The sequence below is a fragment of the Microvirga sp. 17 mud 1-3 genome, from assembly GCF_003151255.1.
Lineage (GTDB): Bacteria > Pseudomonadota > Alphaproteobacteria > Rhizobiales > Beijerinckiaceae > Microvirga.
This window is the reverse complement of record NZ_CP029481.1, coordinates 465713-483298: the sequence shown is the minus strand read 5'-3', so window position 1 is coordinate 483298 and position 17586 is coordinate 465713. Positions and strand designations below refer to the sequence as shown.

The 17586-nt window shown below is 65.9% G+C and carries 14 protein-coding genes; 5 read left to right on the top strand and 9 right to left on the bottom strand.

Translation table 11 applies throughout. The annotated features are described in order from the left end of the window. Positions 1 to 8 precede the first annotated feature (8 nt). Both C4E04_RS02205 and C4E04_RS02200 read right to left on the bottom strand, forming a co-directional pair. On the bottom strand, positions 9 to 1145 hold the full coding sequence (locus C4E04_RS02205) for a 2OG-Fe(II) oxygenase (protein ID WP_109594541.1): 1137 nt from the start codon (positions 1143 to 1145) through the stop codon (positions 9 to 11). Positions 1146 to 1205: 60 nt separating this feature from the next. Further along, the gene (locus C4E04_RS02200; RefSeq protein ID WP_109594539.1) at positions 1206 to 2108 is read right to left on the bottom strand and encodes a DMT family transporter; all 903 of its coding nucleotides are present in this window, start codon (positions 2106 to 2108) and stop codon (positions 1206 to 1208) included. A 185-nt stretch (positions 2109 to 2293) separates the two neighbouring features. On the opposite strand from C4E04_RS02200, the gene C4E04_RS02195 reads away from it, so the two are divergent. The 3 genes from C4E04_RS02195 (at position 2294) to C4E04_RS02185 (ending at position 5895) form a co-directional block, all read left to right on the top strand. Further along, positions 2294 to 3694, top strand: coding sequence for a D-alanyl-D-alanine carboxypeptidase family protein (locus C4E04_RS02195; RefSeq protein ID WP_245416206.1), 1401 nt, complete (start codon positions 2294 to 2296; stop codon positions 3692 to 3694). Positions 3695 to 3825: 131 nt separating this feature from the next. Next, positions 3826 to 4722: a DMT family transporter gene (locus C4E04_RS02190; RefSeq protein WP_109594537.1), complete on the top strand. Its 897-nt coding sequence runs from the start codon at positions 3826 to 3828 to the stop codon at positions 4720 to 4722. A 3-nt stretch (positions 4723 to 4725) separates the two neighbouring features. Next, positions 4726 to 5895 carry a GTP-binding protein gene (locus C4E04_RS02185; protein WP_109594535.1) on the top strand — a complete coding sequence of 390 codons (1170 nt, stop codon included), beginning with the start codon at positions 4726 to 4728 and terminating at the stop codon, positions 5893 to 5895. A 67-nt stretch (positions 5896 to 5962) separates the two neighbouring features. Here the strand turns inward: C4E04_RS02185 and C4E04_RS02180 are convergent, their stop codons facing one another. Beyond that, positions 5963 to 7006 (bottom strand): ABC transporter substrate-binding protein, encoded by a 1044-nt coding sequence (locus C4E04_RS02180; protein ID WP_109594533.1) that lies wholly within the window; start codon positions 7004 to 7006, stop codon positions 5963 to 5965. Positions 7007 to 7283: 277 nt separating this feature from the next. Here C4E04_RS02180 and C4E04_RS02175 point away from each other — a divergent pair, with 277 nt between their 5' ends. After that, positions 7284 to 8273 carry a TerC family protein gene (locus tag C4E04_RS02175; RefSeq protein WP_109600676.1) on the top strand — a complete coding sequence of 330 codons (990 nt, stop codon included), beginning with the start codon at positions 7284 to 7286 and terminating at the stop codon, positions 8271 to 8273. Positions 8274 to 8359: 86 nt separating this feature from the next. On the opposite strand, the gene C4E04_RS02170 is transcribed toward C4E04_RS02175, so the two are convergent. After that, the gene (locus tag C4E04_RS02170) at positions 8360 to 8821 is read right to left on the bottom strand and encodes an Lrp/AsnC ligand binding domain-containing protein (protein ID WP_109594531.1); all 462 of its coding nucleotides are present in this window, start codon (positions 8819 to 8821) and stop codon (positions 8360 to 8362) included. A 111-nt stretch (positions 8822 to 8932) separates the two neighbouring features. Here C4E04_RS02170 and putA point away from each other — a divergent pair, with 111 nt between their 5' ends. Next, positions 8933 to 12031 carry a bifunctional proline dehydrogenase/L-glutamate gamma-semialdehyde dehydrogenase PutA gene (gene putA, locus C4E04_RS02165; RefSeq protein WP_109594529.1) on the top strand — a complete coding sequence of 1033 codons (3099 nt, stop codon included), beginning with the start codon at positions 8933 to 8935 and terminating at the stop codon, positions 12029 to 12031. A gap of 433 nt (positions 12032 to 12464) precedes the next feature. On the opposite strand, the gene C4E04_RS02160 is transcribed toward putA, so the two are convergent. From C4E04_RS02160 to C4E04_RS02140, 5 genes are all read right to left on the bottom strand, one after another. Beyond that, positions 12465 to 12866, bottom strand: a complete 402-nt coding sequence (locus C4E04_RS02160; RefSeq protein WP_109594527.1) for a F0F1 ATP synthase subunit epsilon — start codon at positions 12864 to 12866, stop codon at positions 12465 to 12467. Between the two features lie 111 nt (positions 12867 to 12977). Beyond that, positions 12978 to 14432: a F0F1 ATP synthase subunit beta gene (gene atpD, locus C4E04_RS02155; protein ID WP_109594525.1), complete on the bottom strand. Its 1455-nt coding sequence runs from the start codon at positions 14430 to 14432 to the stop codon at positions 12978 to 12980. A 22-nt stretch (positions 14433 to 14454) separates the two neighbouring features. Then, positions 14455 to 15327 (bottom strand): F0F1 ATP synthase subunit gamma, encoded by an 873-nt coding sequence (locus tag C4E04_RS02150; RefSeq protein WP_109594522.1) that lies wholly within the window; start codon positions 15325 to 15327, stop codon positions 14455 to 14457. Between the two features lie 37 nt (positions 15328 to 15364). Further along, positions 15365 to 16894, bottom strand: coding sequence for a F0F1 ATP synthase subunit alpha (atpA, locus tag C4E04_RS02145; RefSeq protein WP_109594520.1), 1530 nt, complete (start codon positions 16892 to 16894; stop codon positions 15365 to 15367). Continuing rightward, positions 16894 to 17466, bottom strand: a complete 573-nt coding sequence (locus C4E04_RS02140; protein WP_109594518.1) for a F0F1 ATP synthase subunit delta — start codon at positions 17464 to 17466, stop codon at positions 16894 to 16896. The genes atpA and C4E04_RS02140 overlap by 1 nt, the downstream gene beginning before the upstream one ends. Between the last annotated feature and the right edge of the window lie 120 nt (positions 17467 to 17586).

Sequence of the window (17586 nt, the reverse complement as noted above, 5' to 3'; positions counted from 1 at the left end):
GCAGAGAGCTATGCCTTGTAGGCCCCGACCTCCTCGCCGAGATGGGCATTGTTGGCCTCCCGGACCTTGGCCGCAGCCTCGTCATAGAGGAAGGGCAGAAAGGCGAAGCGCCGCCCTTCCGTGACCCGGGACACGGCATGGAGAAGCGCGCAGGAAAACACCACCGCCCCGCCGGCCGGCGCCTTGTAGCCGCGAGGGCCGTATTCCGGAAAATGGACCTCCCCGCCTTCGAACCCCGAATTGAGATTGATGGACAGGGCAAAGCGCCGATGGGCGGTGCCGCGGGTGGTGTTGTCCCGGTGCGCCCGAAAATGGCCCCCTTCCTCGGCCGCGTAGCAGGACACGATGTACCGCTCCATCCGGGTCGGGCGGAAGCAATGCACCTTCGCGATCTCGGGATTGACGCGGCGGATTACCCGTTCCTGCAGCTGCCGGATCAGGGCGTCATCCTCGATGATGTAGTCCCTGCGCCGCTTGTGGCTATGATTGTGGACCGGCACGGTCTTGCCCTCGATCTCCCGCATATAGCCGGATTCCTCGCCGCCATGCGCTTCGTACAGGCCGATCAGGTGGCGGCAGAGCGCCGGCTCGAAGACATCCGGGATCACCAGTACGGGCGCGGGGATCTCGAAGCCGCCGAAGAATTGCACCGGCGGGAGATTCCTCAGATAGGCCGCGACCTCCTCGCAATCGCTGCCATCCGGCCTGAATGGGAATACGGCCCGCACGCGCAGAGTCGGGTTAAGCACGATCCAGAATCGGCGCATGGATATGGGCGCTGTCTGACCCCCTTCAGGAAGAGCCCCGTAAAGGCGCCCAACGGTGCCGTCGAAATCCCAGAAATGGCGGATTCCGGGCATGCTCTCGCGGGCTCGTCCCTCCGCTGCATCGCCCGGATCCATGCTCACGCCGAAGAACGCGATCCTGTCGTCGTCGAAGAGGTCGCGACATGGCCCCTCGGCCGCAGCCAGCGCCCGCCGCCCCGCTTCGTCGGAGGCCGTTCCGTAGAAGCAGAGCACGATGTACCGGCCGGCCGCCGTATCGAAGGCATAATCGGGATTGCTCGTCGACTTCTGGCGGAACCAGGGGGCCGGGTCGCCAACCTGGACGTTGCGGTAGCGGGGGGCTTCGGCCGCCTCGGACATCGGGAATGTTCTCTTTGATCCAATATATCGTTTGGTTATCGGATCAAGCCGGACCCTATGTCAATGCTGGGCGATGAGAAGCATCCCGACTCCGGCCAGGATCAGCACCATGCCGAGAATCTCGCGCCGTGTCGTCGCCTGGGACAGCAGGCGGTGGGAGACTGCCTGAGCCATCAGCACCTCCACGAGGGCCAGGGTCCGCACATTCGCGGCCGTGGTCAGCGAAAAGCCGATGAACCAGAACTGGGAGGCGAGTGCGCCAAGGAAGCCTGCACCGAGGGATGGGCGCCAGGCCTTGAAGCTTTCGACGAGGGCCTTGCGGTCGAAGAGACCGAGCCAGATCAGGAGAAGGAAAGTCTGCGTGCCGAGCGCCCAGGCCAGGGTGGCGGTGGAGCGCATGACGAAGGATCCCTCCGGCAGGGCCAGGATCGCGCCCCTGAAACCGATTGCCGCCAGGGCAAAGAAGGCGCCGGAGGCGATGCCGTAGACGGTCGGACGCAGGCCCGCCGCGCTCAATTCCGTGCCGGGCTTCAAGGACATGAGCACGACGCCGAGCGTCGCGATCGCGATTCCGAGGCCTGCGCCAGCCGACAGGACATCGCCCAGGATCACAATTCCGAAAAGCGCGACCTGTACCGGCTCGGTCTTCATATAGGCCGTCACGACCGAGAAGGAGCGCTCGCGCATGGCGGCCAGCATCAGCGCCGTGGCGAGAATCTGGGCCGTCGCGCCGGCCAGGACGAACAGCAGGAAGGTTCCGGTCGGGGTCGGGATCGGCTCGCCGAGCAGGACCCGGACCGCACCGAGGGCCAGAAGCGCAAAGGGAAAACCATAAAGGAACCGCACCTGGGTCGCGCCCACGGTCCCGATGGTCTGCGTCAGCCGGCGCTGGGTCGCGTTCCGGCCGGTTTGGGCCGCCGCGGCGGCCAGTGTCACGGGTATCCAGAGATAGGAGGAGGTCATACCGATCTTGAATCCGCACGGCTCTTGCCATGCTCTTGCCATGGAATCCCTTATGAAGGGTGGCTATGAAAGGACTTATTGCCTGCGCCTAGCCAAAGCCAGGCTTGAGGCATAAAAATAGTCCACTGCAATCAGGGCCGTCGCAAGCCCTCCCCATGCCAGTTTCTCTCGTGGAGTCGTTCCTGATGAACGTCAGCCGTGCCCTCCGTATGACAGCCTTCAGCCTGGCGGCTCTCATGGGCGGATCGGCCCTGGCGGCCAGTCCGGCGCTCGTCGTCGAGGCCGAGACGGGCCGCGTCCTTCACGCCGAGCGGGCGACGGATCCCTGGTTCCCGGCTTCCATCACCAAGCTGATGACCACCTATGTGGCGCTCGACGCGGTGCGCTCCGGCCAGGCGAAGATGGACACGCTGCTCACCGTCTCGCCGGAAGCCGCAGCTCTCCCGCCCTCGAAGATGGGCTTCAAGCCGGGCACTCAGATCCGCCTCGACAACGCCCTGAAGATCATCATGGTCAAATCCGCGAACGACGTCGCGGCGACTATCGCAGAAAATCTCGGCGGCTCGATCGAGAGCTTTGCCGAGGTCATGAACCAGAAGGCTCAGGCCCTCGGCATGCACGAGAGCCATTTCGCCAATCCGCACGGCCTGCCCGACGAGCGCAACCAGACCTCGGCCCGCGACATGGCAATCCTGGCCCGTGCCCTGTTCAACGATTTTCCCGAATACCAGGGCCTGTTCGATATCGGCGCCATCCAGTACGGCCGCCGGATCATGCGCAACACCAACGGCCTCATCGGCCGCTATCCAGGCGCCGACGGCATGAAGACTGGCTTCATCTGCTCGGCAGGGTTCAACGTGGTGGCGAGCGCGACGCGCAACGGACGGCACCTGATCACCGTGGTGCTCGGCGCACCTTCGGCCAACGAGCGCACCATGAAGGCCGCGGAGCTGTTCGACCGGGGCTTCAACAGCCTCGCCGGATCGTCCAACCCGACGCTCACGGCCCTCCCGGCCTCCTCCGTCCACACGCCTCCGGACATGCGCTCCGTCATTTGCGACCGCCGCGGGCCCATGCCTGAAGAAGAGGACAGCCAGACCACCGTCGCCAATGGCGGCCACCCGGGCATTCCCAACCTCTTCTCGTCCGACGTGATGGCCTTTGCGGGCACGGCGCAGCCCACCCGCACGACCCTCGGTCCACGCTCGGCCGTTGAGCCGGAGCGGGTCTGGGTTGGGCTTACTCCGCCGTCCGAGGCCGAGCTTGCGGCCCAGGCCGCCAAGGAGGAAGCCGCCGAGAAGGCCAAGAAGGCAGCAAGCAAGAAGAGCACCAAGAAGGCAGCCTCGAAGGCCACCAAGGATTCGGATTCGACCAAGGAATCCAAGGACGCCAAGGGCAAGGCGACCAAAAGTGCCGACACGGCGAGCGCCTCAAAGGACAAGGGCAAGGACACGCCAAAGACCAAGGCCCGCGACAGCATCAGCGTGAAGCCTGTCAGCGACCAGAAAGGCAAGGCGAAGCCCGAGAAAGGCAAGAGCCAGGCCGCGGCCGAAGCGCCTGCGAAGGCGAAGAACGCCAAGAACTGATCGGCACATTGACCGGACCTGCGCAGGCAGCGCGGGCCGCCTGACCGGCAGTATATGGGGGCGCCCTCCGGCACGCTCTTGCAATCGCGCGGGAACCGGGCAAACGATGTCCGTCCATCGTGATTGCCCCCATGTCCGTCCCCTCCCCTGCCAGCGGCCTTGTTTTCGCCCTGGGCTCGGCCGGCCTCTACGGCCTCAACATCGTCTATGCCCGTGTCGCGGCCCTCGGCGGCGTCTCCGGCCCGACCGTCGTGGTCTATCGCGTGCTGCTGATGCTGGCGCTGGTCGGAGCGGCGGCCGTCGCGCTGCGGCACTCGCTTGCGGTCGCCCGGGAGGAGCGGGCCACGATGGCGGTCTTAGGCATATCCACCGCCTTCGTCGGCCTTTGCTACGTTTCCTCAGTCGCCTTCATCCCGGTCACGGTGGCGGCGGTCCTGTTCTATGCCTATCCCACCTTCATCGTGCTCGCCTCCCCGTTCGTCGAGGGCACGCGGCTGACGCCGGCCCTGTCCGGCGTGGTGGCCGTGGCGCTGTTCGGGATCGTCCTCGTGGTCGGTCCCGCCTTCGGAGGGCTCGACTGGCGGGGCCTCGTCCTGGCCCTCGGAGCGGCAGCTGCCACGGCCACGCAGTTTTTCGCGGCGGCCCGCTGCCGGAAGACGAGCCTGACCGCCAAGATGTTCTGGATCCATCTGATCGTCCTGCCGGCCGCGATCATCGCCGGCGCCCTGACCGGCCAGATGGCCTCGCCCGCCGCCCTCGCCCTTGCGCCCTTCGCGGTCGCGATGACGATCGCCGGCTACGTGATCGGCTTCCTGTTCCAGATCGTCGCCCTCGGCCGGATCTCCGCGGTGGCGGCCGGGATCATCTACTGCATCGAGCCGGTCGTCTCGACCGTGGCGTCTACACTCGTCCTCGGTGAGAGCATCGGCCCGGTCCAGGCCCTCGGCGGCGGTCTGGTGCTTGCTGCCATCGTCACCAATATTCTCCTCGAGCGGTCCCGCACCGCGCCCGTCGTACCCACGGATTGACCCATGTCGGATTCACGCCCCACCGGCCCGGTGCCGCCGATCCCGCTGACCGTCCTCACCGGCTTCCTCGGAGCCGGCAAGACGACGCTCCTGAATCGGCTGCTCCAGCATGAGTCGCTCCGCGACAGCGTCGTCATCATCAACGAGTTCGGCGAGATCGGCCTCGACCATCTCCTGGTCGAGAAGGTAGATGACAACATGGTGCTTCTCTCCGCCGGCTGCCTGTGCTGCACGGTGCGGGGCGATCTCATCGCAACCCTTGAGGATCTTTTACGCAAGCGCGACAATGGGCGAATCGCCCCGTTCCGCCGGGTCGTCATCGAGACGACCGGCCTCGCGGATCCGGCCCCGATCCTGCATGCGGTTCTCTATCACCCCTATCTCTCGATGCGTTACGCGGTCGAGGGCGTGGTCACGGTCGTCGATGCGGTGAACGGGGAAGCCACTCTTGATGCTCATGCAGAAGCTGTGCGGCAGGTCGCCGTCGCGGAGCGGATCGTCCTGACGAAGGCGGATCTCGTGTCGGATGCGCAGAGCCTCGCGCACCTGCAGGACCGTCTCCACCGGCTCAATCCCGGCGCGACGATCCTCCCGGCGGATGCACGGGCCGAGGCCATCGTGTCAGGCGGCCTGTTCGACCTGGGCGGCAAGATCGCGGACGTAGCCGAATGGCTGAAGACCGAGGCCATCGAGGAGGCCGAGCGGCGCAGCCACGACCATCAGCACGGGCATGAGCACCATCATGGACGCGAGCTTGGGCATGGGCATGGACATGGGCACGCACACCATCACGACGTGAACCGGCATGATGAGCAGATCCGCGCCTTCTGCCTCGCCAGCGACCAGCCGATCCGGCAGGGCACCCTCGACATGTTTCTCGACCTGTTGCGCTCGACGCAGGGCGCGAAGCTCCTGCGCGTGAAGGGTCTCGTCGCCCTGGCCGAGGATCCCGAGCACCCGGTGGTCATCCATGGGGTGCAGCATGTGATCCATGTCCCGGCCGTCCTTCCGCGCTGGCCGAGCGAGGACCGGCGCAGCCGGCTGGTCTTCATCGTCGACGGCCTGGAGAAGGAAACCGTCGAGACGCTCTGGAACGCCTTTCTCGGCAAGCCGCAGGTCGACGCCCCCGATGCCGCGGCCCTTGCGGACAATCCGCTCTCCCTGAGGCGCTAGATCATCGGGCGCAAAAGCGGGGACCGCTCTTGCGTGAAAGGACCGACAAGACCAGAACCATAAAGGCTCATGGAGCGATCTTGCGCTCCTCGGCGGGAGGCAGGAAGGCATCCGTGAACAGGTCTTCGGCCTTCGGCTTCGTCTTGTACTCCAGCGCAGCCGACATCTGATCGAGGGCCTTCGCGAAGCGCTCTTGGTCGATGCCGCCAATCCCGTTCTCCTTGACCCACGGCGTGAGGATGTTCTGATCGAGCGCCATGCGCAGTCGCTCGAGTTCGACATCCTTCCGCGCGAGGTCGTTGCGGACGAGAACGGTCTCGACGGTTCCCTCGGGATCCTTCGCCGTATCCTTGAAGCCCCGCAGGATCGCCCGCAGCAGGCCCTTTACGGCCTCGGGATTGTCCTTCGCGAACTTCTCCGAGACAACGACGGCGCTGCCATAGGCCTCGACTCCGTGCTCGCTCATGAGAAGCGTGACGATATCCTCCACGGGCACGCCCCGGGACTTGAGATTGATGTAGGACGTGGTCGCCGCGCCGAAGACCGCATCGACCTCCCCCTGTGCCAGCATCGGCTCGCGGACGGCCATACCGACATTCTCGAACGTCATGCTCGAATCGTCGATGGCGTTCGCCATCTTGAACACCGGCCACATGGCATAGGCGGCATCCGCCTGCGGAGCGCCGAACTTCTTGTCCTGGAGGCTCGCAAGATCCGTCGAAATACCCCGGCTCTTTCGCCCGACGATGGCGTAGGCCGGGCGGTCCTGGATTATCATGACGGCGATCGCGCCGGTTTCGGGCTTGTCGTGCAAAAGGCGCGCCAAGCCGTTCACGTCGGCGACGGCAGCCTCGAAATTCTCCGCCGTTACCCGCATCAAGGCCTCGCGCGAGCCGGCGGAGGGCTCGATGGTGACGTCGAGACCTTCGGCCTTGAAGTAGCCTTTCTCCATCGCCACCGCGAAGGGAGCGGCCGTGCCCTCCCAGCGCCCGTCCAGGCTGAACCGGATGGGCGTCTGCGCCTGCACGGCAGCGGAGGCGCAAAGCGCGGCGAGCCCTGCGGCAATTCCCGCGATCCACCCTCTCAGCTTGGCTGCACCCTTCCGGGACATCACGTCACTTCCTCCTCTGGTTTCGGTCCTGGATGGCGGGCCTTCCTCTGCCCTGCCGGTTCCGGCCTGTCGTTATTCGTTATCCGCCCATGCAAGCAGATCGGCTCGCCTCGTCAAGCGCCATGGTGCCCATTGGTTTCAAGAGGCTTATCGGACGGGGCCTTGATCCTGGCGACAGCCCTTCCCACTTAGGAACGGTCGGTGACCGGGCCCCTCTGGCGGATGCGGGACGCATTCGTGATGTCGGAACCGACGGGTTCAACACATGGGTTCGGTCATGCTCGAAGTTCTCCTCGCCGGCTGGCTCGGCAAGCCTCTCTGGATGTGGCTTGCGTTTCTCGGCATCGTCATTTCTCTCCTCGCCCTCGATCTCGGCGTGTTCCACCGCACGAACCGGGAAATCGGCGTGCGCGAGAGCCTTCTCCTCAGCGCGTTCTACATCACGCTCGGCCTGCTCTTCGGCGGTTTCGTCTGGTGGACGCTCGGGCCTGAATCGGGCCTGAACTACCTGACGGGCTTCGCCCTCGAAAAAGCGCTGGCGATGGACAACGTCTTCGTCATCGCGATGATCTTCGGCTTCTTCGCGGTGCCGCGGGTCTATCAGCACCGGGTGCTGTTCTGGGGCATCCTCGGCGTCATCGTCCTGCGCGCGATCATGATCGGCTTTGGCGCGGCCGTTATCGCGCAGTTCTCATGGGTGCTCTACGTCTTTGCCGCATTCCTGATCGCCACCGGCATCAAGATGCTGGTCTTCTCCGACAAGGACTACGACATCGCCCGAAATCCCGTGCTGCGCTTCATGCGTCGGCACTTCAACGTGACGGACGAGCATCACGGCGAACATTTCTTCGTGAGGAAGCCTCATCCCTCCACCGGCAGGCCGGCCCGGTTCATGACGCCGCTGTTCCTGGCTCTCGTTCTCATCGAGATCGCCGACGTGGTCTTCGCGGTGGATTCGGTGCCGGCCATCTTCGCCATCACGACGGATCCGTTCATCGTCTATACGTCGAATATCTTCGCGATCCTCGGCCTGCGCGCGCTCTACTTCGCCCTCGCGGCCATGGTCCACCGCTTCCACTACCTGAAATACGCCCTCGCGCTGGTGTTGATTTTCATCGGCACCAAGATCTTCCTGGCCGATGCCCTCGGCCTCGACAAGATTCCGGCCCTGGTTTCGCTTGGCGTGACCTTCGGCCTTCTCGGCGGAGGCGTGGCCTGGAGCCTGTGGAAGACGCGCAACGAGCCGGCCAAGCTGGATGCCCACTGACATCGTACGATAGCGACATCACCTTCGTCATTCCGGGACGCGCCTTCACGTGCGGGCCCGGAATGACACCTGCTCTTTGGATCGCCCTAAACCGGCAGCAGCCCGTCGCTCTTTACCTCCTCCATCACCGCATAGGTGCGGGTCTCCTTGACGCCCGGCAGCGCGAGGAGGATCTCGCCCAGGAAGTGGCGATAGGCGGCCATGTCGGCGACGCGGGTCTTGACCAGATAGTCGAAGCCGCCGGCTACCATGTGGCATTCCAGGACCTCGGGCGCCCGGCGGACTGCGGCGGCGAATTTCTCGAAGACGTCGGGCGTGGTCTTGTCCAGGGACACTTCCACGAAGACCAGAAGTTCGAGCCCGAGCCGGTGCGGATCGAGCCGGGCCCCGAACCCCGCGATGTAGCCCTCCCGCTGCAGCCGCTTCATGCGCTCGCTCGTGGAGGTGGGCGAAAGCCCGACCTTTTCGGCAAGCTCAACGGTGGCGATCCGCCCCTCGCTCTGGAGGCACTTCAGGATCTTTCGATCGATCCGGTCGATCTCCGTCATTTTCGCGTCCTTGAAGCTGTTTCGCCGTTTTTCTTAAGGCAAGCTCCCGCAAATTGCCATCGAAGCGCGGCATTCTCTCTCCTATGATCCGCCCACCTCAGGGAGAACGCCATGAACCACGCCACGACCGCCCCTTTGCCCTTCGATCCGCCTTATGCGGAGGACGACAAGGCCATCGCCGCCCGGCTTCTGGCCGGCGCGCGCCTGTCCTCGGAGCGGGAGCGGCGGATCGACGAGCGGGCCACGCGCCTGATCGAGGCGATCCGCGCCAAGGGCGGCGGCCTGGGTGGCGTCGAGGAGATGCTGCGGGAATATGCGCTGTCCACGAAGGAGGGCCTTGCCCTGATGGTCCTGGCGGAAGCGCTGCTGCGGGTTCCCGATGCGGCGACCGCCGACCGTCTCATTGAAGACAAGCTGGGACAGGCGGATTTTGCCGGGCACGAGGCCAAGTCCGACGCCTTCCTGGTCTCCGCCTCGGCCTGGGCTCTCGGAATCACGGCCCGCATCATCCAGCCGGGCGAGACCCCGGAGGGCATTCTGCGCCAGCTCACCAAGCGCCTCGGCCTTCCGGCCGTGCGCACCGCGACGCGTCAGGCCATGCGCGTGATGGGCAACCATTTCGTGCTGGGCCAGACCATCGACGAGGCCCTGAAGCGGGCGGGCTCCAGCAAGGGCCGGCTCTACCGCTATTCCTTCGACATGCTGGGCGAAGGCGCCCGCACGGCCGATGACGCCCGGCGCTATTTCGAATCCTATGCGGCCGCCATCGAGGCCATCGGCCGCTCGGCCGGCAACGAGCCCCTGCCGAACCGCCCCGGCATCTCGGTCAAGCTCTCGGCCCTGCACCCGCGCTACGAGGCGACGAGCCGGGAGCGCGTCATGCGTGAGCTCGTGCCTCTCGTGGTCGAGCTGGCGCAGAAGGCCAAGGCCCATGAGCTCAACTTCACCGTGGATGCCGAGGAGGCCGACAGGCTGGAACTCTCGCTCGACGTGATCGAGGCGGTTGTGGCCGATCCGTCGCTCGCCGACTGGAGCGGGTTCGGCCTCGCCATCCAGGGCTATCAGAAGCGCGCCGGCGCGGTGATCGACGCGATTGCCGCCATGGCGGAGCGCCACGACCGGCGCCTGATGGTGCGCCTCGTCAAGGGCGCCTATTGGGACACGGAGGTGAAGCGCGCCCAGGAGCGCGGGCTCGACGACTACCCGGTCTTCACCCGCAAGGCGATGACCGACCTCAACTACATGGCCTGCGCCGAGAAGCTGCTGGCCTTGCGCCCCCGCATCTATCCCCAGTTCGCGACCCATAACGCCCTGACCGTCGCTTCCATCATCGAGCGCGCCGACGGGACGGAGGGCTACGAGTTCCAGCGCCTGCACGGCATGGGCGAGGCGCTTTATGGGCGTCTTCTCGACGACGAGCCGGGCCTCGCCTGCCGCACCTATGCGCCGGTCGGCGGCCACCGGGACCTCCTGGCTTATCTTGTGCGACGGCTTCTCGAGAACGGCGCGAACTCCTCCTTCGTATCTGTGGCGGCCGACGAGAACACGCCCGTGGAGGCGCTCCTCAAGCGCCCCGCCGACATCATCGTCTCGCCCGACAAGGCGCGGCACCCGAGGCTGCCCCTGCCCCGGGACCTCTACGGGCCGGACCGTGCCAATTCCCGGGGCGTGGAATTCGGCCATCGTGCCGCCCTCGAAGGGCTTCTGGCCGAGATCGCAAGAGGCTCGAAGCAGGCTTTCCGCGCGGAACCGCTGATCGACGGGAAGCCCGCAACAGGGGAGAAGCGGCCCGTCATCAGCCCCATCGACAGGACGAGCGTGGTCGGAGAGGTGACGGAAGCCTCCCCTGAGACCGCCGACAAGGCTATGATGGCAGCTCTTGCGGGCTTTACACCCTGGAGCCGCACCGCCGCCGAGACACGGTCCAGAGCCCTGCAGCGGGCGGCGGACCTCCTCGAGGAGCGGCGCGGCGCCCTGCTCCATCTCCTCCAGGTTGAAGCCGGCAAGACCCTCGACGACGCAGTGTCCGAGGTACGCGAGGCGGTGGATTTCTGTCGCTACTATGCGGTGCAGGGCAAGACGCTCTTCGGCACTGGGGAGCAGATGCCCGGCCCCACGGGCGAGAGCAACGTGCTGCGCCTGCGGGGGCGCGGCGTCTTCGTGGCCATTTCGCCCTGGAACTTCCCGCTCGCCATCTTCCTCGGCCAGGTGACGGCCGCCCTCATGGCGGGCAATGCGGTCGTGGCGAAGCCCGCCGAGCAGACGCCCCTGATTGCGGCCTTCGCCGTGAAAATTCTCCATGAGGCCGGCGTCCCAGTCTCGGCCCTCCAGCTCGTTCCGGGCGACGGGCGCGTCGGTGCCCGCCTTGTTGAGAGCCCCCATGTGGCCGGCGTCGTGTTCACGGGTTCGACGGAGGTGGCGCGCCTCATCAACCGGACCCTCGCGGCGAAGGACAGCGCCATCGTTCCGCTGATCGCCGAGACCGGCGGCATCAACGCCATGATCGTTGACGCCACGGCCCTGCCGGAGCAGGTGGCCGACGACGTGGTCATGTCGGCCTTCCGATCCGCCGGCCAGCGCTGCTCGGCCCTGCGCCTCCTGATGGTTCAGGACGATGTGGCGGATCGGATGATCGAGATGATCGCCGGCAGCGCCCGTGAGCTGAAGCTCGGCGACCCGCGCGACGTCCCGACCCAGGTCGGTCCGGTGATCGACAGCGAGGCGAAGGAGCGGCTCGAGGCCCATGTGCGGGCCATGACGAAGTCCGCCAAGGTACATTACGCGGGCGAGGCGCCTTCGGCCGGCACCTATGTGGCTCCGCATATCTTCGAGCTCGACCGCCCGCAGGCCCTGGCCGAGGAGGTGTTCGGCCCGATCCTGCACGTAGTCCGCTATCGGGCGAACCGTCTCGACGAGATGCTTCATGCGATCGAGTCCACGGGATACGGCCTGACGCTGGGGGTCCATTCGCGCATTGACGCGACCGTGGCACAGATCGCCGACCGTCTCTCGGTCGGCAACGTTTATGTGAACCGAAACATGATCGGTGCCGTGGTGGGCGTGCAGCCCTTCGGCGGGCATGGACTTTCGGGCACGGGCCCGAAGGCGGGTGGCCCGCACTACCTCCTGCGCTTCGCGACCGAGCAGACCCTCACCGTCAACACGGCCGCAGCCGGCGGCAACGCGAACCTGATCGCTATGGGCGAATAGGCAGGGTTACGGCTTTACGTGTCTGTTTCATCATCCCCGGGCTCACCCCCGGGGATTTTTGTTGCTGCAGGGCTGTACCGTCCGGGACGTGATTCGCCGGGGGTGCATCCGGCAGTGAGGGCAGTGAGATCAGGACGAAGCGCGACGGAATTCCCTCCCCCTTGTGGGGAGGGCCAGGGTGGGGGTGTCGGCGCAGGACTGAATCCAGGCTGGTGCTCACACCCCCACCTCCAGCTCCTCCCCACCGCAAGTCGGGTGTTCCCGACTTGCGTCTTGAGGGAGCGGATCTCGGGGACACCCGAGATCCGTGGGGAGGAGAGCAGCGCAGCGCTTCTTGCGAACACCCGAGATCCGTGACGAGAGAGTTCCGTCGGCGCTCTACAGGGGCCTTTGAGCAAGAAAAAACCCGGCGCCGGGCCGGGTTGTTTTCGGATCAGAAGTTGAGAGCCGCCTTGGCCTCTCGAAGCTGGGCCACGGCTGCTTCCGCCGCGTGCTTCGCCGCAAGGTCGTTGGTGGCATCGTATTGCATCTCGGCCTGCAGGATCTCACGGTCGAGCACGTCCTGCGTCAGCTCCTCGGCCGGAAGAGCCTTTTCGGCCAGGACGGTGAGGCCGTTCTGATTGATATCCGCAAAGCCGCCGCGGATGAGGATGCGCTTGCCGTTGCCGGGCGTATCCGTGACGACGAGGAAGCCGGTCTTGAGAGCGGTCATCATCGGCGCGTGCCCGGCGAGAACCGTCATGTCGCCCTCGACCGCCGGCAGCACGACCGCGTCGACGGCGCCGGAGAACAGCACGCGCTCGGGAGAGACGAGTTCGAAGGTGAAGGTCGCCATATCAGCCCCTCGTCATCCGGCCGCAGCAAGCGGAAGTCCGGGAACGTTCTGGTGTTGAATCAGGATACCGCTCCAGGCCGGGAGGGCCCGGAGCGGCTCGTGTCGAATGAATTAGGCCGCTTCGGCCGCGAGGCGCTGCGCCTTCTCGATGGCTTCATCGATGGTGCCGACCATGTAGAAGGCAGCCTCGGGCAGGTGGTCGTAGTCGCCGTTCACCAGGCCCTTGAAGCCCTTGATGGTGTCTTCGAGGGCAACGAGCTTGCCGGGCGAGCCGGTGAACACTTCGGCCACGTGGAAGGGCTGCGAGAGGAAGCGCTCGATCTTGCGGGCGCGGGCCACCGTCAGCTTGTCCTCTTCGGAGAGCTCGTCCATGCCCAGGATCGCGATGATGTCCTGCAGCGACTTGTAGCGCTGGAGAACCTGCTGAACCTGACGGGCGACGCTGTAGTGCTCCTCGCCGACGATGGCGGCCGAGAGCATGCGCGAGGTCGAGTCGAGCGGGTCCACGGCCGGGTAGATGCCCTTTTCGGCGATCGAGCGGGACAGCACGGTCGTGGCGTCGAGGTGGGCGAACGAGGTCGCGGGCGCCGGGTCGGTCAGGTCGTCGGCCGGCACGTAAATGGCCTGCACCGAGGTGATCGAGCCCTTGGTCGTGGTGGTGATGCGCTCCTGCAGGGCGCCCATGTCGGTGGCCAGCGTCGGCTGATAGCCCACCGCCGAGGGGATGCGGCCGAGAAGCGCCGACACCTCAGAGCCCGCCTGGGTGAAGCGGAAGATGTTGTCCACGAAGAACAGCACGTCCTGGCCCTGGTCGCGGAAATTCTCGGCAACCGTCAGGCCGGTGAGCGCGACGCGGGCGCGGGCGCCCGGAGGCTCGTTCATCTGACCGTAGACGAGGGCGCACTTGGAACCGGCGGCCGAACCAGCCTCGCGCGGATCCACGTTCACCTTCGACTCGATCATCTCGTGATAGAGGTCGTTGCCCTCACGAGTGCGCTCACCGACGCCGGCGAACACGGAATAGCCGCCGTGCGCCTTCGCGACGTTGTTGATGAGCTCCATGATCAGCACGGTCTTGCCGACGCCGGCGCCGCCGAAGAGGCCGATCTTGCCGCCCTTGGCGTAGGGAGCCAGAAGGTCGACGACCTTGATGCCCGTGACGAGGATCTGCGCCTCGGTCGCCTGCTCGGCATAGGTAGGAGCGGGCTGGTGGATGGCGCGAGTGCCTTCGCCGACGATCGGGCCGGCTTCGTCCACCGGCTCGCCGATCACGTTCATGATGCGGCCGAGGGTAGCGGCGCCGACCGGCACCGAAATCGGGGCGCCCGTGTCGAGAACCGGCTGGCCGCGCACGAGACCCTCGGAGGTGTCCATGGCGATGCAGCGGACGGTGTTCTCGCCGAGCTGCTGCGCCACTTCGAGCACGAGGCGGTTGCCCTGGTTGTCGGTCTCGAGGGCGTTCAGGATCTCGGGCAGGTGACCGTCGAACTGCACGTCGACGACGGCGCCGATGACCTGGGTGATGCGTCCGGTCGGCTTGCCGGCAGTGTTGGCGGTATTGGCCATGTTTGGCTCCTCTCGGATGTCGTCAGAGCGCCTCGGCGCCCGAAATGATTTCGATCAGTTCCTTGGTGATCATCGCCTGACGCGACCGGTTGTAGGTCATCGTCTGCTTCTTGATCATCTCGCCCGCGTTGCGGGTCGCATTGTCCATGGCGCTCATGCGGGCGCCCTGCTCGGAGGCGGCGTTCTCCAGGAGCGCGCGGAAGATCTGCACCGTGAGATTCCGCGGCAGGAGCGTCGTCAGGATCTCGCCCTCGTCGGGCTCGTAATCGTAGACGGCGTCGGAGGAGCCGGCGCCGGCCTCGATCTGCGCCGGAACGATCTGCTGCGCCGTGGGGATCTGGGAGATCACCGAACGGAACTGCGAGTAGAACAGGGTCGCCACGTCGAACTCGCCCTGCTCGAACAGGCCGAGCACCTTCTGGGCGATCTGCTCGCCCTGCTCGAACCCGATCTGGCGCACGGAGCGGAGGTCGATGAGGTCGATGATCTGCTGGCCGAACTGGCGACGGAGAATGTCGTAGCCCTTCTTGCCGACGCAGATGATCTTGACGGTCTTGCCCTCCGCCATGAGCCGGTTGGCGTGGTCGCGCGCCAGCCGGGCGATGGAGGAGTTGAAGGCGCCGCACAGGCCGCGCTCGGCCGTGCAGACGATCAGGAGATGCACCTGGTCGGAACCGGTTCCGGCCAGGAGCCGCGGCGTCTCGGGCCCGACAGTGATGCCGGACGCGAGGTTGCCGAGAACCACAGCCATGCGCTCCGCATAGGGACGCGCGGCTTCCGCCGCACTCTGCGCACGGCGCAGCTTCGCGGCGGCCACCATCTGCATGGCCTTGGTGATCTTCTGCGTCGCCTTGACCGAGGCGATGCGGTTACGAAGGTCTTTCAAGCTCGGCATCGAGCGGCCCTATCCTCTCCGGTGACCCGGTTGAAGCTTACGAGAACGACTTGGCGAAGGCCTGAACGACGTCCTTGAGCTTCGCTTCGGTGTCGCTCGACAGATCCTTGCTCGCGCGGATCGATTCCAGGATGTCGGCATGCTTGCTGCGCAGCGTGCCGAGCAGACCGTCCTCGAAGGCGCGGACACGGTTCAGCGGCAGCGCATCGAGATAGCCGTTCACGCCGGCATAGATCACCGCCACCTGCTCTTCCATCTTCAGCGGCGAGAATTGCGGCTGCTTCAGGAGCTCGGTCAGGCGCGAACCGCGGTTCAGCAGGCGCTGGGTCGTGGCGTCGAGGTCGGAGCCGAACTGGGCGAAGGCCGCCATCTCACGGTACTGGGCCAGCTCGCCCTTGATCTTGCCCGCGACCTTCTTCATCGCCTTCGTCTGGGCCGAGGAGCCCACGCGCGACACCGAGAGGCCGACGTTCACGGCCGGGCGGATGCCCTGGTAGAACAGGTCCGTCTCAAGGAAGATCTGACCGTCGGTGATCGAGATCACGTTGGTCGGGATATAGGCCGACACGTCGTTCGCCTGCGTCTCGATGATCGGCAGAGCGGTCAGCGAGCCGGCACCCTGCGAATCGTTGAGCTTCGCGGCGCGCTCCAGAAGGCGGGAGTGCAGGTAGAACACGTCGCCCGGATAGGCCTCGCGGCCCGGCGGGCGGCGGAGCAGGAGCGACATCTGGCGATAGGCGACGGCCTGCTTGGACAGGTCGTCATAGGTGATCACGGCGTGCATGCCGTTGTCGCGGAAGAACTCGCCCATGGCGCAGCCGGAGAAGGGCGCCAGGAACTGCATCGGAGCCGGATCGGAGGCCGTGGCCGCCACGACGATGGAGTATTCCAGTGCGCCGTTCTCTTCCAGGACCTTCACGAACTGAGCGACGGTCGAGCGCTTCTGGCCGATGGCCACGTAGACGCAGTAGAGCTTCTGCGACTCGTCGTTGCCCTGGTTCAGGGGCTTCTGGTTCAGGATCGTGTCGAGAGCAACGGCGGTCTTGCCGGTCTGGCGGTCGCCGATGATGAGCTCGCGCTGGCCGCGGCCGACCGGGATCAGGGCGTCGATCGCCTTGAGGCCCGTCGCCATGGGCTCGTGCACGGACTTGCGCGGAATGATGCCCGGGGCCTTCACGTCCACGCGGCGACGCTCGGTGGCCTGGATCGGGCCCTTGCCGTCGATCGGGTTGCCGAGGGCGTCGACGACGCGGCCGAGGAGGCCCTTGCCGACCGGCACGTCCACGATGGCGCCGGTGCGCTTCACGGTCTGGCCTTCGGCGATCTCGCGGTCGGAGCCGAAGATCACGACGCCGACATTGTCGGTTTCGAGGTTGAGGGCCATGCCGCGCACGCCGCTCTCGAATTCGACCATCTCGCCGGCCTGAACCTTGTCCAGGCCGTAGCAGCGGGCGATGCCGTCGCCGACGGACAGGACCTGACCGACTTCAGTGACCTCGGCCTCGGTGCCGAAGTTCTTGATCTGCTCTTTGAGGATCGCGGAGATCTCAGCGGCTCGAATGTCCATCAGCGGACCTCTTTCATCGCTAGACGAATGGAATTGAGTTTGGTGCGCACCGAGGCATCCACCATGCGGGAGCCGATCTTCACGATCAGCCCGCCGATGAGGCTCGGGTCGATTTTGACGTCGAGGGCGACGTCAGCCTTGGCGACGTCGCGCAGCGCCGCCTTGATATCGTTCATCACCTTGTCGGAAGGCGCCTCGGCCAGGGTCACCTGGGCACGGACGATGCCCTTGGCGTCTGCCACGAGATCGCCATAGGCCCGGATCATATCCGGCAGGGCGAACAGGCGGCGCTTGGACGCCACGAGCCGGATGAAGTTGCCGGCGAGGCCGGAAACGCCCGCCCGATCGAGGATGGCGCTGATGGCGCCTGCCTGCTCCTCGGCCGTGAAGACCGGGTTGCGGATCAGACGCTGCAGATCCGCGCTTTCCTGAATCAGCCGTCCGAAGCGGCCGAGATCGCCCGCGACGGCGTCCACGGCATTCGCTTCCTGAGCGAGTTCGAACAGCGCCGAGGCGTAGCGCATCGCTACGCCCGACAGGAGGGGTCCTTCTTGCGAACCGCTTTGCGCCACTTAATCGTCTCTCTCAAGTCTTAAGGGCTTCGAACCGGGCGAGCCGCGAAGGCTCTCTCGGGAAACCCGTCAGGTCGGTGGAAATGAGCCAGAGGGGAAGTCGCTCCGCCCGTCAGGCAG